The following is a 15,512-nucleotide window of genomic DNA, read 5'->3' as shown; positions in this document are numbered from 1 at the left end:
GGCTCAGTGCGCCTCGGCGGTGACGGCGGTCGACTCCGCGGCCCCGGCGACGGTGCGAACGCGCAGTCGTTCCCGCGCGAACAGCGCACCGAGCGTGAGGACGGCGAGGGCGGTCGGCACGATCATCAGCAGGAAGATCGTGCGGGCATCCATCCCGGCCGCGATCAGGGCGGCGCCGAGGGTGGGCCCGGCGATGGACCCGATCCGCCCGATTCCCATGGCCCAGCCGATGCCGGTCGAGCGTGCCGCGACCGGGTAGATCGACGCCGCGATCGCGATGATGCCCGCCGAACTGCCGGACATCCCGAATCCGACGATGCAGATCGTGATCAGCAGCAGGGTGGAGTTCGCCAGGAACATCGCGACGACGCCGATGAACAGGGCGCCGAGTGTGTAGCCGGCCATCACCACCGCGTAGGCGGCGTCCGCGCCCCGCGACCGGCGCCACGCAGTGCCGACGCGGTCGGTGATCCACCCGATCGACAGTGCGCCTGCCATGCCGCCGAGGTTGAACAGCGCCGCGGCGAGGATCGCGTGGGAGGGGCTCTGCCCGGCCTGGCTGAACAGCGACGGCATCCACCCGAACAGGAAGTAGATCACCAGGAAGTTGATGACGAACACGACCCACAGCAGCACCGTGTCCAGCGCCCGGCCGCCGGCGAAGAGTTCCCGGATAGGCGATCTGGTGGCCACGGCGGCGTCCACGGTGAACGTCACCGATCCGGTGATGCCCGCCTGCGGTGCGATCGCCGAGAGGATCTTCGCGGCGCCGGCGTGATCACCGCGGGAGGCGAGGAACTTGCCCGATTCCGGCAGCCCGGCCCACGCGAGCGCCGCCACGATCAGCGGGAGGACGCCGCCGGCCACGAAGATCGACTGCCACCCGTACGCCGGGATCAGTTGAGCGGCAGCGAGTCCGCCGAGGAAGCCGCCGAGCGACATGCCCGCGACGACGATGGTGACCAGGGTGGAGCGGCTGCGAGCGGGGCTGTATTCACTGGTCAGCGCAATCAGGTTCGGGGTGACGCCGCCGAGCCCGATTCCGGCGAGAATGCGCAGCACGATCAGCACCCCCATCGACGGCGCGAACGCGGACGCGAGGGTGAACACCGCGAACAGCACGGTGCACAGCAGGATCACCCGCCGCCGGCCCCAGCGGTCGGCGACGGGACCGAACAGCAGGCTGCCGACGACCATCGCGCCGCTGCTGAGCGCCAGCAGCAGCCCGAACGAGGCCTTGGACAGGCCCCAGTCCTCGGACAGCGCGGGAATCGCGAATCCGATCAGCTGGGCGTCCATGCCGTCGAGGATCGCGAGCGCCAGGCACAACGCGATGGCACGCTTCTGGAGGGCCGACACCGGTGCGGCGTCGATGAGTTGGGAGATGTCGACTTCACGAGTTGGGGCCACGACGTGCATTCCTCTCGAAGGGGGGAACCGCGGGAGATGAAGCCTCGAACTGGATGGGTCTTGCTAGACGGGGGTGACGGTGCCGTCGACCGCGAGTGCGTCGGCGGGCACCTCGGGGAACCGCTGGCGCAGAGACGGTTTCGCGAGCTTTCCGGAGAACGTGCGCGGCAGCGGCTCGCCGAGCGCGACGGCGTGCTTGGGGCGCTTGAACTTCGCCAGGTTCTCGCCGGCGACCTCGGCGATGTCGGCGACGATCTCGGCGGCGGGGCGCTCACTGTGGAACACCACCATCGGCACCTCGCCCCATCGGTCGTCCTTGACGCCGATGACCGCGAGGTCGACCAGGCCGTCGATGCCGTGCAACGCCTTCTCGATCTCGGCGGGGTAGACGTTGAGGCCCCCGGAGATCAGCATGTCCTTGCTACGGTCGACGATCTTCAGGAATCCACCCTCGTCCTGCATGCCGAGGTCGCCGGTACGCAGCCACCCGTCGCCGAGGGTCGCCGCGGTGGCCTCGGGCTTGTTCCAGTACTCCCGCAGCACGTGCTCGCCGCGGACCAGGATCTCGCCGACCTCCCCGGCCGGGGTGTCGACTCCCGGATCACCGATCCGGATGTGGGTGCCGACCAGCGGCAGCCCCGCGAAGCCGGGACGGGACACGGCGTCCTCGTAGGCGAGCGTCGAGACCATGCCGGACGCCTCGGTCAGGCCGTAGCACTGGGTGAGCGGGATGCCGTGCGAGCGGTAGAAGTCGAGCAGGTCGAGGCTGACGGGAGCGCCACCGGTGCCGGCGAACGTGAACTTCGCGAGCTTGCGGGTGCCGAAGTCGGGCAGCATCGTCATCCGTTCCCAGATCACGGGGACGGTCGTGGTGGCCGTGATCTGCTCACGCTCGAACGTGTCGAGGGCGATCTCCGGGTCGTACTCGCGCAACAGGACCATCGTCGCGCCGGGCACGACGACGAGCTGCATGAAGATCGACAGGACCGAGCCGGTGTACACCAGCGGGGCGGAGCACAGCACCCGGTCGCGGGACGAGAAGCCGAACGTGATCGACTGCGAGATGCCGGGAGTCATCGCGTTGCGGTGGGTGATCAGGGCGCCCTTCTGCACGCCGGTGGTCCCCGACGTGTAGCAGATGAAGCCGGGGTCGTCGGCGTCGATGGCGACGACGGGTGCGGTCCCGGGGTCGATCAGCCGCTCGTACGGCGGATGGGCACTGCCCCCGATCGCGTACGTCTCGAACTCCGCCTGCTCGGCGGCGACCTCGAGCAGCGACGCGAAGCTGTCCTCGACGATCACCACGCGCGGCGCGGAGTCGAGCACCATCGGCGCCAGCTCCTTGCCGGTGAGCCGGAAGTTCAGCGGCACGCTGATGGCGCCGAGCTTGAGGGTCGCCAGGATGATGTGGGCGAGTTCGGGGCGATTGAGCATCATCACCGCCACCCGGTCCCCCTTGCGGACGCCCCGCGCCGCGAGGCCGCGGGCGAGTGCGTCGGTGATCGCGTCGACCTCGGCCCAGGTCTGTGCCGTGTCCCCGAACACGATGGCCTGCTGCTGCGAACGTGTCTTACCCCAGAACCGGGTCAGGTCCGCGAGATTCATCTGTGCTCCTCGTGCTCGTCAGCCGGGTGTGACCACCCTCACTTCGTGTGCCGTAAACCTAACAGTTGTAGGCGAACGGCGCAATGCTCGATTCGGGAATTTCGGGCACCCGGCAGAACCGGACCGTCGCACGAAAACAACACCCACACAGTGTATTTCGTGTGAGTGTTGCTTCCGCGGAATGCGTCCGGTCAGCCGGCGGGAGGTGCCTCGCGCCGAGGGCTCGCCGAGTCGGTTGCCGCGGCGACCCGCGTGGTGTCGTACCGCGCCACCGTCCGCAGCACCTCCGCGGTGTCCGCGCCCACGACCGGCGGCAGCGCGGGCGCGAACTTCTCCCCGGCGACGCGCACGGGGCTGACCACGAACTCGAGCTCGCCGACCCCCGGGTAGTCGACCCGGTAGGTGTTGTCCCGCGCCCGGAAGTGCGGGTCGTCGAGCATGTCGGCCACGCTGTTGACCGGGCCTCCCGCGATGCCGTGTTCGAGAAACAGCTGCACCCACTCGGCGCGGGTGCGCTGCGCGAAGATCTCCGTCAGCGCGCGCCACACCAGGTCCGCGCGGGCGGGGGCACCGTCGTCGGTGCCGGTGAGGTCGACGTCGATCAGGTCCTGGCGTCCGACCGCGACCAGGAAGTTGTGCCAGAACTTCTCCACGTGCGACCCGAACAGGATCGCCTCGCCGTCGCTGGTGCGGTAGGCCTCGAGCCGTGGCCAGTCGGGCAGCCGGCCGTCCGGCAGCCAGGTCGGCCGGGGAATCGAGCGGTCCCTGTTCAACTCCGCGTCCACCAGGTCCGGCATCCACGCGGCGGCGACGTCGATGCCCGCCACCTCGACGTGACAGCCGGTACCGGTGGCGCCGGCCTTGTGCAGCGCCGCGAGCAGGCCCATCGCCCCGTACGCGCCGAGCGCGTACATCGCGATCGGCGGCGTCGTGGATCCCGCCATCCCCTCGGTCGGCGGCTCCGAGGGAGTGCCGACCTCGCGGAGCCCGGCGTACGCGTCGAACACCGGACCTCCGGTGCCGAGAACACGGTACGGTCCGTCGGTGCCCATGCCCGACACCGTGCACAGCACGATCTTCGGATTCACCTGTCGCAGTTGCTCGTAGCCGATGCCGAGCCAGTCGAGGTACCCGCCCCGCATGCCCTCGATGACCGCGTCGCACGACCGCGCGAGGTCGAGGAACGCCTGCTTGCCTACGGGTGTGCGCAGATCGAGTGCGACGCTGCGCTTTCCGCGATTCCATCGCAGGTGCATGAAGGCAGGCCCGTCCTCTCCTCCGACGGCACGGCTGCCGCCGATGCGCACGGGATCCCCGAGCGGACCAGATTCGACCTTGATCACGTCCGCACCCAGATCGGCGAGATGCCCGCCGAGCGACGACGGCGCCAGCTGCGCGACCTCGAGGATCCGAACGCCGTCCAGCAGCGAGTACCCACTCATGAACCCTCCTTCGCTCCCCGGCCGACGGCCAGCGAGACATTCTGTGTCTGTTCCGGTTTCAGTTCGATCCAGAGTCCGTCGACGTCGGCGACGAGGACGTCGCCGTGATACATCGCGCCGCGCAGGAATCGCTTGCGGCCCTCCTGCCCGGCCAGCTCCGCCTCCACGCGCAATTCGACGCCGAGCGGCGCGGGGGCTCGGTAGTTGACGTGCAGGTACGCCGTGCGTGCCCAGTGCCTGCCGGAACTGTTGGCGAGGCGCGCGAGTATCTCGTCGAAGATCAGCGGCGTCACGCCGCCGTTCATCGCGTAGCGCCCGGAATGGAATCTGCCGACCGTGACGCGCCCCCGCGCCCGGGTCGCGGTCACCTCGTCGACGTGGAGGGGTGGCGTCAGCGCCTGTGCCCGGCCGGGAAGATCCCAGCGCCTGCCGGCGATCTGTTCGTCCTCACCGACCTCGAACTCCGCCAGTCGTGCTGCGAGGCCGCGGAGCGTACGCGCCGCGCGACTCGCCGCGTCCGGACCCGGGCGACTGCGGGTGACGGCCTCCTGCACGGAGCGCAGAGCCTCGGCCAGTTCCGCGAACTCGTCGTCACCGTCCGCGGTCGGTTCGAATGGGTCGTCCCAGCTGGGACTCCAGATGTCGTCGGGAGTCGAGAGGGTGACGTCCATCCGGACCTCGCTTGCGGTGCTGACGAGTGACGGCCCGCGGTTCACCGGGCGCGCCGTCCGAAGTAGGAGCCGAACATCTCCTCGACCGGACGCGGCCGGAGCGTCGTGCGCGACACGACGTTCTCCCGGTCGTACCGGGACCGCAGGTCGCGTCCCGGTCCGTCGAGCAGCAGAGTCTTGATCTCGCGCATCGACTCCGGGGGCTGGGCGGCGATCTGCCCGGCCGCCTCGAGCGCGGCGCCGAGCACGTCGTCGTCGGCGGCATACCGGGAGACGAGACCCATCCGGTGGGCCTCCTCACCGGTGACTGCCCGGGACGTCATCAGCAGATCGCGGGCGAGTCCGGCACCGATCAGGTGGTCGAGTACCCACGTGAGGTTGGCGCCGCCGTACTTCGCCGCGGTGACAGTGATGCGGGTGCCGGGACCTCCGACGCGCAGATCAGAACACGCCGCCAGCAGGGTGCCCGCGCCGTAGGCCATTCCCTGGACCGCGGCGACGGTGGGTTTGGGGAACGTGAAGTATCTCCACAACAGTTCGTCCCGTTCGAGCAGGCTGAGGGCGCAGGCGTCCGCCGTCATCGCCCGGAGTTCCTTCAGGTCGTATCCCGCGGAGAACGCGGCGGTACCCTCCCCTGCCAGCAGCACCACCCGGACGTCCGGGTCGTCCGCCGCCTCGGCGAGCGCGGCATCGAGTTCACGTTGCAGGCCGAGGGTGATCGCGTTGTGCACGTCGGGCCGCGCGAGTTCGAGTTGCAGCACTCCGGGCGCGGGCGACGATCGGCGCAGGTCGCCCGTCGTCACCTCACACCGCCGGCCGCGGCCTCCTGCCGAGCGACCTCCTCGGCATCGCGGGTGATCATCTTGTGGAACACCTGACCGGGAAGCTCGTTGCGTCCGTAAATCAGCTCGTCGACCTGCCCGTGCGCCGCGTTGGCCGTGATCGTCTTCGTGACGAACCAGTCCTCGGCGTGCAGGGTCTCCATCAGGAGTTCCCAGTTCTTGTCCAGAATCCGCTTCTCCCGCGGAGTCTCGGGTTCCTTCGGGGAGAGAAGGCGAATGGTGCAGTACGACACGTTGGGATCTTCGGTGTCGGGCACGATCGTCCAGATCTCGAAGTGGTTGGGCTCGGTCACGAGCATCGTGCCCGGGTAGATCGTGTAGTTCGCGAGGGAGTAGTCGCGGACGTCGAACGAGTCGGGATCTGCGCCGCGAACCTCGGTGATCGACTTGCGGGCCACGACGATTCGCCACGAACGGTCGACCAGGTCGTAGGCCGTGATGTTGCCCTCGAGGTAGTTGCACACGGTCTTGGTGTGCAGCTGGCACAGGTGGTACGAGTCCTGGACGCCGTCGACGGCGATCTTCCAGTTCATGTCGAGTTTCCAGGTCTCCTTGCGCACCTGGAACGACTCGGCCATCCCGGTGTCCGTCACCTCCGCGTCGTGCTTGGCGCCGAGAATCCCGGCGATGTCGAGTTCGGCGCCGACCGTCGGAACCACCCAGACCAGGCCGTGCCGCACCTCGCAGGGAAATTCGACGAGCCCGTATTGCGAGCGGTCCATGCCGTCGAAGCCTTCCGCATGCGGCATTCCCCGCAGATCTCCACCGCGGCCGTACGCCCAGTTGTGATACGGGCAGCTGAAGACGCGCTTGCAGCCGGCCTCCTCGAACTCCACCTTCGAGCCCCGGTGCCTGCAGACGTTGGAGAAGGCCTTGACGCTGCCGTCCGTCTGCTTGACCACCAGTAGCGGCGTGCCGATCAGCTCGGTCGTGACGAAGTCGCCCGCCTTCTTCAGCTCGTCGACGTGGGCGACGATGTGCGGCAGCCGCCGGACCACCGTGCGCTCGCGTTCGGCGAGTTCGGGGTCGTTGAACACCGAGAACGGCACTCGAAGCAGGTCGTCCGCGTAGTCGGTGCTGTTGTTGTCGACGTGTGCGATCAGTCGCTCGGTGAGTGTGATCTTGTCTTCGCGCTCCATACACCGAGAGTGGCACATGAGACATTCATTGTCTAGCGTCTCACGGCAGATTGTGGTTGTACTGTTTCCTCGTGGCTGCAAGGACTGGAAACGACCCCGCGACCGACGTCCGCTCGACGATCCTCACCGCAGCGGAGTCGTGCTTCGAACGCTTCGGGATCACCAAGACGACCATGGAGGACGTCGCCCGCGCGGCGGACATGTCCCGCGCAACCGTCTACCGGTATTTCTCCGACCGGGAGAGTCTGATCATCGAATCGGTCGCGCGGCGCGCGCGCAAGAACATGACGCCCGCCCGCGCCTTCATCGCGAAGTGGCCCACTATCGAGGAGCGACTCGTCGAGGGCATCTGCCAGAACGTCGAGAGCGGCCTGCGGGACCCCATGGTCCACCTGCTCGTCTCCCCCGCGGAGATGACCCTGGCGAACTCCCTGCTGACCACGTCGGGCAAGGCCGTCGAACTGACGAGTGAGCTGTGGGAGCCGATTCTGCGCGAAGCGCAGGAGGCCGGCGACCTCCGCGCCGACCTGGATCTGACATTGCTGTGCGAATGGATCTCGGAACTCGAGATCATGTGTATCAGCCAACTCAACGGCGGCACCGGCTCGCTGGAACGGTTCCGCGAGAAGATCCGCACGTTCCTGGTCCCCTCGGTTGTTCGTGCCGCGCTGCCTGCCGGCGACTGAGTACGCACGGTACGGCGCCGCCGGCAGAGGGCCCCGAACTCCGGCTACCGCGGCGCCGTGTCCCCGTCGAGTGCGGAATCGATTCCGCTGATCTCGGTGATCTTCCAGTCGTTTCCGCTGTCGACCGTCATCTTGTAGGTCGCGGTCGACTGCAGTCCGTCCGGTTCCTGGCTGTTCTTCGTCAGGACGCTGACGAAGCAGTCGACCGAATAGGTTCCGTCCGGTCCCGGTTCTGCTTTCGCCGAGATCGGCTGTGCGCTCGACGTCCACTGGAGCGGAGCGATGATCTGCTCCATCGACGTCGCGGCCTGGGTGAGACGGTTGGACAGTTCCGGGGCGGTGCCCGCCGTCAGCCGTGTTCGCCACGCGGGCAGGTCGCGAAAGTCCATTTCGGCGGCGCCGGTCGCGTAGTCGAGGGCGATCCGTTCGGCCTGCTGCCTGCTCGCCGCCGCGTCGTGGAGTTGGTCGAGTTCGTCGGTCGTGCTCCGAAGTTGCCACCCGAGCACCGCCAGTGCGACGACGAGAACGGCGACCAGGCCCCCGACCACCACCGACCGCAGTGGCACGTTCCTGCCACCTCGACGCTCACGATCGCCCGCACCATCGGAGGGTCCGGCCTCGGGGGCGGTTCCGGAGTTCACGAGTTCCATTGATTTCTGCATCGCTCGCCTTTCGCTGGGCTGTCCGATCTCCGGGGGTGGACGATCGAGTACGTCTGGGGTGCGGTCGGCTCTACCGCCCCGACGGGCTGAGGTGGACTGTCAGTGCATCTCCGGATGCGGTGGACGCCATGACGTTGTCGAGCAGGCGGCCCACGTCGACGGTCCGCATCGACGCCGCCCCGGCCTGGACCGAGGGCAGGAGATTCACGCCGATCACCTGCAGGTCCGGGGCGGTGTGATCGAGGAACGTCTGCAGTTCCCCGATGAAAGGGCTTGCTCCGCCTGCGATTCCGTCGCGCAGCGGACCCTTCTCGGTGGCGAACCGGATTCCGCCGAGCACGTCGTGGAACCCGCTGCCGAACTCGGCGACGATCGGTGTCGTATCCCGGAAACCCTGAGGGAGGGTGGCACTGTCCATCAGCAGTGGTTGCAGGGTGTCGAACAGCGTCGTGAGGTTGTCGGACTGCTGGGTGAGCGTCGCCGCGAGTAGTTCGCCTGCCCGCGTGAGATTGTTCAGGACCGCGAAGTCGTCGGGAAGCGCGACGTCGATCGTGTCGAAGATCGCTTGTACCCGAACGGGATCCACCTGCCCGAGGAGCCTGGTCAGGCGCTCCGAGAGCTCCTTGAACGTGGTCGGCACCACGACCTGGTTCGCCGGGACGGTGTCCCCGTCCTCGAGATACGGCCCCGCTGCGGACGAGGGCAGCACCGCGAGGAACGGTTCGCCCAGCGCCGACAGGTTGTCGACGCGGAACTCGCTGTCGGCGGGGATCGACCGGTCACTCTCGTAGTTCCACGCGACCTCGATGTGATCGGCCGACGCCGTCACGTCACTGATGTGTCCGATCGCCACCCCCCGGAGCAGCACACGGGAGCCGACGACGAGCCCGTTCGTGTCCGGCACGTCCAACGTGGCGGTGCGTACGTCGTCGAACCGGGAGACGTGCAGACCCGCCCGGCCCATGTACAGGAACGACAGCACGGCGATCACCACCATGCCGAGAATCGACAACGAAGTCTTGACAGTCATTTCACTGCTCCCAGCATACGGAGCAGGTTCTCCGCGTCGGCCACGATCTGGTCTCCCCCGGCAGATTCGATGCCCTCGATCTCGACGGAAGGCTTCTGCGCGAACGGCACGATCCTGCTGCGCAGGAAACGGGACAGCACGACGGTCGTGTCCGGGCCCTCGTCCCAGACGTCGCGCGCCACGTCCCCCGTGTCGGCCAGCGTGTTCAGCATGGGAACCATCCACAGTCCGCCTTCGTAGACGCTGCCGACGGAGGGCAGGATCTGGCCGATGTGCGACACCACCGAGATCGCGAGTCGCCGCCAGTAATGCACGCTGGAACTGTCGAACATGGCCGAAAGCGCGTCGGTGCGATCGTCGAACGACAGTGCGGTCTCGTTCAACCCCGTCAGCGTCCGGTCGATCTCCTGCGTCCTGGCAGCGAGGTCCTGCAGGTCCAGCGCCGCCACGGACGCCGCGTCGCGCACGGCCGGGAGCGGCGGCACGACGGCATTGACGCGGGCCATCACATCCTCGATCCGCTGGATGCTGCCGCCGTTGACGAAGTTCGCGAGGACTGCGATGGTGTCCTCCAACTGCGGTGGCGAGATGGTGCGGGCGACGGGGATCGTGCCACCGGCAGGCAGGTACCCGTCGGCGGAATGTTCGCCGTCACCGGTGACCGCGATATAGGTGTCGCCGAGGAGAGTGTCCTGACGGACGATCGCCCGCGCATCGGCGGGAATCCTGGTGCCGCTTCCGACTCCGGCCGACACCGTCACCGTCGATCCGGACACCTGCAAAGACCGGACCTCGCCGACCCGCAGGCCGTCCATCATCACGTCGGCACCGGCGGGCAGATTCATCACACTGGCGAACTCGAGCGACAGGTCGTAGGTGTCGCCGACGCCACCGCGGACCGAGGGCAGGTCGTCCGGTCCCAGGGAACATGCCGGCACCGTCAGCACCACCGCGCTCACGGAGGCGGCGCACAGAAGCTGCCGCGTTCTTCTCGACAGATTCATCTCAGTTCCTTCCCGTCCGCACGAGGTCGAGCAGCCGATCCATCGGCACCTCGGTTCCGGTGGTCGTCAGAGCCACGGTCGGCGGCTGGTAGGCAATGGTGAGTGCTCCGTCGCGCGTCGTCTGCTGCGCGAGGAAGGGTGCAACCGACGGAATCGTCGAGATCAGGCCTGCCATGTCGTTCGACCGTGTCGCCGCCAGCTTCAGGGCGTCGGTCGCCGGTCCGTGCACGAAGGGCCAGATGTCGGCGCCGTAGTTCTGCTGGATGTCGTGCAAAGTCGCTACCAGCCAACCGATTCCCTCGCACACCTCGATGACTCCGGGCCACAGATCGATGCCCGCGGCCACGACGGCAGGCATCTGCTCCACGATCGACCGGATCGAACTCCACCGACGCAGCGCTTCGTCCGTCAGCGGGGCCATGTTCGCGATCGACGAGCCGATGTCGGCGACGAGTTTGTCCGGATCGGCTGCCGCCTCGGCGGCATGCCTCATCATGTCCGCGGCGTTCTCCCCCTGGCCGCGGAGCGCCTCGTCCAGACCGAGCACCGTCTTCCGGACGTTCTCCTCACCGTCGTCCGGAGCGATCGCATCGATGAAATCCGCTGCCGAACCAGCGATCTCGGAGATGCTCTTCGGAGTGTGACTGTGCCCCAGCGGGATGCACTGTTCCGGCGCGAGTTCCGGACCGGACGTGTAGTTGCCGACGAGTTCGAGACTCCGATCGGCGAGCAGGGACTTCGAGCGGGTGACCGCTCGGACATCGAACGGATAGGACCGGCCACTCGCGAGCGAGAAGGTGACCTGCACGTGGTCGCCCTGCGGCTCGATACCTTCGACACGGCCCACCTCGTAACCCATCTGGGTGACCGGGTTGCCGGCGTAGAGGCCGATGGCGTCGGGCATGAGCGCGCAGAACGCCGACCGGTCTGCCGGCTCCCCCGTCGTCGCGACCGCCACACCGGCGCCACCGACGGCGGCGGCCGCGCACACGACGGCCAGCACCTTGACGATCAGGCGTGATTTCCCGGACATCTCAGCACGTCCGTCCGGGAACGGGGACACAGAAGTCCGAGGCCATGAGTGTGCCGCCCTTGATCGCGGCCATTCCTTCGGGCGTCAGCCATTCGGCAAGCTGAGTGCGCAACGACTGAAGATTGTCGATGGCTGGGCCCATCGACGTCCGGAACTCGTCGATCACACCCTTCGCGTGGTTCACAGCGTCGAGTACCTCCGTCTTGTGGTCGAGATAGAACGCCTCGAACGGCTGAATCGTCATCAGGACGTTGCCGAGCAGGGAATACGCCTCGTTGAATCCGGCGTGGGTGGTGTTGTACGTCGAGAGAACCACGTCGATCTCGCGGATCAGGTCGAACACCATGCCCTGATCGGCCTCGAAACTCTGGAGATACTCCGCGGCGAGGTCGGCGATCGTGCGGACCTGCGCACGCTGCTGATCCATCACGCGGGCGATGCTGGTCAGGCCCGAGATCATGGACGCGATCGACGTCGGGTTCTCCTCGAGCGCCCGGGCCATCTCGTCGAGGTTCGCGTCGACGGTGCCGCCCTCGACGTTGTCGGTCGTGTGCGGCGCGGCCTGGAGGACATCGCCGATCGAATACGGAACGCTGACCTGCTCGACGGGCAGCGGGGTGTCCCCGAGCGGCAGAACGCCGAGAGGGACGAGGGTGATCGCGTATCCCCCGACCGGGGTGAGCATGCGCACCTCCACACGGGAGTCCGAGCCGACCGGTACCGCGTCGTCGATCTCGGCCGTCACCAGTACCGCGTCCGGCTCGATCAACACGTCCGTGACGGTTCCCACGCCGATGCCCGCCACCCGGACGTCCTGGCCGATGTCGATCGAGGAGGCGTCGTCGGTACGGAACGAGAACGACATCCGTCCCGGTGGGTTCGCGTAGAGGACGGCGGTGGTCACGAGTGCGAAGACCACCAGGAGAACGATGCCCGCGCCGAACGCGACCTCCCTGCCGACCAGCGCCCGCGCCCGGCCCAACACCCCGCCGATACGCTGGGCACGGTTTTTCGTCACGGGTTGCATACGACGACCTCACTCCCTCTCAGCAGAACCTCGACGTCGGTGGGTAGCTGCGCCACACCGTTCGTGCACTGGATACCGCCCGGGCCTGCCCCGGCGGTCTGCGGAACCTGCAGACCGGCGAAGGCGACCGGCAGCAGTCGCAACGCTTCCGCGGTGTCCGGCACCGATGCGAATGCGTCGGAGAGCATCTGCTCGACGTCCATTCCCGGTTGCAGACCGAGAGCATCGATCAACCGTTGGATCGGTGTGAGGAATTCGGGGCCGAACGCAGCCGTCTTCGGGAACTCGTCGATAACCGTCATCGCCTTCGCGATCGGGAAACTCACCGAGCGCAGGAACTCGACGACCTCGGGCGACCGGCCTCCCATGCTGTCGGAGATCCGTGCGAGATTGCCGGTGAGGGTCGAGATGACCTGTTCGCGGTCGTGGGCGAGGCCGGCGAGTTTCTGTGCGTCTTCGAGCATCGGTGACAGTCCGTTTCCGTCTCCTTGCAGAAGCGAGATCGCGTTCTCGGTGAAGGTGTTGATGTCGTCGGTGCTCATGGTCGCGAGTACCGGTTGCAGTCCGTTGAACAACTCGGTGATGTCGAACGAGGCCCGCGTCTTGTCGGCAGGCAGTCGATCGACTGCTCCGCCCGGATTTTCGGGGAATTCGGCGTCGATGTAGCGAACGCCGGTGAGGTTCTGGTACTTCACCGCGAGGATCGTGTCGGAGGTGAGCTGATACGGCTTCTCCATCGTGAAGTGCACTTCCGCGAGACTCCGCCCGCCGTCCCGGATCAGTTCGACCGATTCGACCTTGCCGATCCGGACCCCCTTCGTTCGGATGTCCCCGTGTGCACCGAGCCCGGAGACATCGGTGAATTCCGCTGTGTAGCTGTTTGTCTCATTGGTCACCGGGCTCTTCATCGCGCTGATCACGATGATGAAGAGGACCACGGAGACCGCAGCCGCGACGGCGAGCTTGACGAGCGTGACGATGTACCTGGTTCGGTTGCTCATCGGCCGGCCCCGTCCTCGGACGGCGGGGCACCGGTCAACGCGAGCGGGGCCGCCAGTGCGGGCAGATCGTCCAGGACGATCCGGAGATTGAGCCGCTGCCCGTCGCCGCTGTCCTCGAACGCCGAGTCCAGCCGCTCGACGGCGGTGCGCAGTCGCTCGGGGCGCGCCCCACCGTCGTACAGGTGCGGCACCACGCCGGCGAGTTCCGAGACCACCTCGGTGACCGGTACCAGTTCGTCACCGTGAGATTTCAGCAACTGCCCGGCCTGTCCGAACAATTGTCCGGCCGCCAGGGTCAGACCGGCGTCCGCCTCGTCCATGAACGGGTCGTCGACCCCTACCGAACCGTCGGGTCGCTGGTTGTAGGTGCTGTTGTAGATGTGGGTCAGCGAATCGATCGCCTGTCGATTGAACGCCGGGAACACGTCGAGGACGTCGTTGACACGCCCGAGCAGGTCGGCCGGAAGTGCCTGCTGAGTCTGCGCGACCCGGTCGCCGAGCACGAGTGCCGCATCGAACATCGGTGTCAGGCCGTCGGTGTACCGGACAACCTTGTCCAAGCTGGTGATCATCGAGTCCGTCAGGGTGCCGTCGACGGCCAGCGAACCCTTCTCGATCATGGTCGACATCGTGAAATCTCCTGTGGGCGTGCGGTCCAGGGTGCGGTGTGCCTCCAGACCGGAACCGCCGGGCCTGCCGACCAGATTGACGGCGGTGGATCCGAAGTAGTTCTGCGGCCGGAAGTCGACATCGAAGGCATCGGTCAGGCCGCCGATCTGATCGGGATCCAGCTGGAGGTCCATGCGGACGGAGTCCGCGCCCGTCCGTTCCAATCCGGTGACGACACCGACCTCACCGCCCCGCAGGATCACCTTCGTGCCGGAGTCGACGCCCGGGCCCACGTAGGGGACGTCGATGCTGATCGGCAACCCTTCCGTGTCCGCGCTGCTCGGGTATACCCAGACTGCAGCGATCACTGCGCAGGTCGTCACGACGACCCCCAGCCCCGCCCCGTGCAGCACTCGGCTCTGACGGCCGGGGACCCCTCTCAGGAAGTCCTGACTCCTCGCTCTGCTCATTGACTCATCCTTTGAACACCAGTTCGGGACTGAGGCCCCAGATCGCCACAGTCATACAGAAATTCAGGACGACGATCGCGACGAGGCTCGCCCGGATAGCCCGCCCGGACGCCGCGCCGACCCCCGCGGGCCCGCCACCGGCGAAGTATCCGTAGTAGCAGTGGATCATCGTGACGACGGCACAGAAGACGACTGCTTTGACCAGCGACGCCACGAGGTCCGGAACACTGAGAAATTGGCTGAAGTAGTGATCGTAGGTACCCGAAGGCTGGCGGTGAAACGTCTTGATGATCAACCCTCCGGTGAAGAAACTGACCACGAGCGCCATCAGATACCCGGGGATCACGATGAGCATGCTTCCGATCAGCCGCGTCCCGACCACGAACGGAATGGCCTGCAATCCCATCGATTCGGTGGCGTCGATCTCCTCGGAGATGCGCATCGAGCCGATCTCGGCGGTCATCCGGCAGCCGGCCTGCGCGGCGAATCCAATTCCGGTGATGATCGGGGCGATGACCCGGACATTGCCGAACGATCCGATGATCCCGGTCAACGCGCCGAAGCCCAGCAGATCGAAGGCCATGAACGCCTGGATCGCGACGACGGCGCCGACGGCCAGTCCCAGGAAGAACATCAGGCTGACGACACCACCGTCGACGACGAGGGATCCGTTCCCCCACGCCATGTTGTTCATGGTGGTCATCGTCTGCTTGCGGTAGTGCCGCAGCGTTGTGGGCAGCAATGCGACCGTCTTGACGGTGAAGACCGTCACCTGACCGATTTCCTCGATCACCGACGTCGCAGCGCGACCCACCGAGCGAATCGGTTGCAGCAGAACCCCGCCGACAGGTCCCCTGCGATGCGTGGAGTGTGTGTTCATG

General features: G+C 67.0%; 15 protein-coding genes. 1 reads left to right on the top strand and 14 read right to left on the bottom strand.

Annotated elements, in window-relative coordinates; all coding sequences use genetic code 11:
- Nucleotides 1-3 precede the first annotated feature (3 nt).
- From CJ179_RS19170 to CJ179_RS19145, 6 genes are all read right to left on the bottom strand, one after another.
- The gene (locus CJ179_RS19170; protein ID WP_072940403.1) at nucleotides 4-1,410 is read right to left on the bottom strand and encodes an MFS transporter; all 1,407 of its coding nucleotides are present in this window, start codon (nucleotides 1,408-1,410) and stop codon (nucleotides 4-6) included.
- Between the two features lie 63 nt (nucleotides 1,411-1,473).
- The gene (locus CJ179_RS19165; protein ID WP_072939703.1) at nucleotides 1,474-3,015 is read right to left on the bottom strand and encodes a class I adenylate-forming enzyme family protein; all 1,542 of its coding nucleotides are present in this window, start codon (nucleotides 3,013-3,015) and stop codon (nucleotides 1,474-1,476) included.
- Nucleotides 3,016-3,206: 191 nt separating this feature from the next.
- Nucleotides 3,207-4,457, bottom strand: a complete 1,251-nt coding sequence (locus tag CJ179_RS19160) for a CaiB/BaiF CoA-transferase family protein (protein WP_095862515.1) — start codon at nucleotides 4,455-4,457, stop codon at nucleotides 3,207-3,209.
- Complete coding sequence (locus CJ179_RS19155; RefSeq protein ID WP_095862749.1) at nucleotides 4,454-5,128, bottom strand: PaaI family thioesterase; 675 nt, start codon at nucleotides 5,126-5,128, stop codon at nucleotides 4,454-4,456. The genes CJ179_RS19160 and CJ179_RS19155 overlap by 4 nt, the downstream gene beginning before the upstream one ends.
- Nucleotides 5,129-5,169: 41 nt before the next feature.
- The gene (locus CJ179_RS19150) at nucleotides 5,170-5,931 is read right to left on the bottom strand and encodes an enoyl-CoA hydratase/isomerase family protein (protein ID WP_072939698.1); all 762 of its coding nucleotides are present in this window, start codon (nucleotides 5,929-5,931) and stop codon (nucleotides 5,170-5,172) included.
- Complete coding sequence (locus CJ179_RS19145; RefSeq protein WP_072939695.1) at nucleotides 5,928-7,109, bottom strand: Rieske 2Fe-2S domain-containing protein; 1,182 nt, start codon at nucleotides 7,107-7,109, stop codon at nucleotides 5,928-5,930. Before CJ179_RS19145 ends, CJ179_RS19150 begins: the two co-directional genes overlap by 4 nt.
- A gap of 71 nt (nucleotides 7,110-7,180) precedes the next feature.
- Here CJ179_RS19145 and CJ179_RS19140 point away from each other — a divergent pair, with 71 nt between their 5' ends.
- Nucleotides 7,181-7,795 (top strand): TetR/AcrR family transcriptional regulator, encoded by a 615-nt coding sequence (locus CJ179_RS19140; RefSeq protein ID WP_072939693.1) that lies wholly within the window; start codon nucleotides 7,181-7,183, stop codon nucleotides 7,793-7,795.
- 44 nt (nucleotides 7,796-7,839) lie between these two features.
- On the opposite strand, the gene CJ179_RS19135 is transcribed toward CJ179_RS19140, so the two are convergent.
- The 8 genes from CJ179_RS19135 to CJ179_RS19100 all read right to left on the bottom strand — a co-directional run bounded on the left by CJ179_RS19135 (nucleotide 7,840) and on the right by CJ179_RS19100 (nucleotide 15,511).
- The gene (locus CJ179_RS19135; protein WP_095862514.1) at nucleotides 7,840-8,457 is read right to left on the bottom strand and encodes a hypothetical protein; all 618 of its coding nucleotides are present in this window, start codon (nucleotides 8,455-8,457) and stop codon (nucleotides 7,840-7,842) included.
- Between the two features lie 70 nt (nucleotides 8,458-8,527).
- The gene (locus CJ179_RS19130) at nucleotides 8,528-9,487 is read right to left on the bottom strand and encodes an MlaD family protein (RefSeq protein WP_072939687.1); all 960 of its coding nucleotides are present in this window, start codon (nucleotides 9,485-9,487) and stop codon (nucleotides 8,528-8,530) included.
- The gene (locus CJ179_RS19125) at nucleotides 9,484-10,491 is read right to left on the bottom strand and encodes an MlaD family protein (protein ID WP_083395790.1); all 1,008 of its coding nucleotides are present in this window, start codon (nucleotides 10,489-10,491) and stop codon (nucleotides 9,484-9,486) included. Before CJ179_RS19125 ends, CJ179_RS19130 begins: the two co-directional genes overlap by 4 nt.
- A 1-nt stretch (nucleotide 10,492) precedes the next feature.
- Nucleotides 10,493-11,524, bottom strand: a complete 1,032-nt coding sequence (locus tag CJ179_RS19120; protein WP_095862513.1) for an MlaD family protein — start codon at nucleotides 11,522-11,524, stop codon at nucleotides 10,493-10,495.
- A gap of 1 nt (nucleotide 11,525) precedes the next feature.
- Entirely contained in the window at nucleotides 11,526-12,551 is a 1,026-nt protein-coding gene (locus tag CJ179_RS19115) for an MlaD family protein (RefSeq protein WP_371851545.1), read from the bottom strand.
- Nucleotides 12,539-13,552, bottom strand: a complete 1,014-nt coding sequence (locus CJ179_RS19110) for an MlaD family protein (RefSeq protein WP_072939681.1) — start codon at nucleotides 13,550-13,552, stop codon at nucleotides 12,539-12,541. Before CJ179_RS19110 ends, CJ179_RS19115 begins: the two co-directional genes overlap by 13 nt.
- Nucleotides 13,549-14,631 carry an Mce family protein gene (locus tag CJ179_RS19105; protein ID WP_095862512.1) on the bottom strand — a complete coding sequence of 361 codons (1,083 nt, stop codon included), beginning with the start codon at nucleotides 14,629-14,631 and terminating at the stop codon, nucleotides 13,549-13,551. Before CJ179_RS19105 ends, CJ179_RS19110 begins: the two co-directional genes overlap by 4 nt.
- A gap of 4 nt (nucleotides 14,632-14,635) precedes the next feature.
- Nucleotides 14,636-15,511, bottom strand: coding sequence for an ABC transporter permease (locus CJ179_RS19100; protein ID WP_179377612.1), 876 nt, complete (start codon nucleotides 15,509-15,511; stop codon nucleotides 14,636-14,638).
- Nucleotide 15,512: the final 1 nt, after the last annotated feature.

Source organism: Rhodococcus sp. ACS1, assembly GCF_002300155.1.
GTDB lineage: Bacteria > Actinomycetota > Actinomycetes > Mycobacteriales > Mycobacteriaceae > Rhodococcus_F > Rhodococcus_F koreensis.
This window is presented reverse-complemented; position numbering and strand designations above follow the sequence as displayed.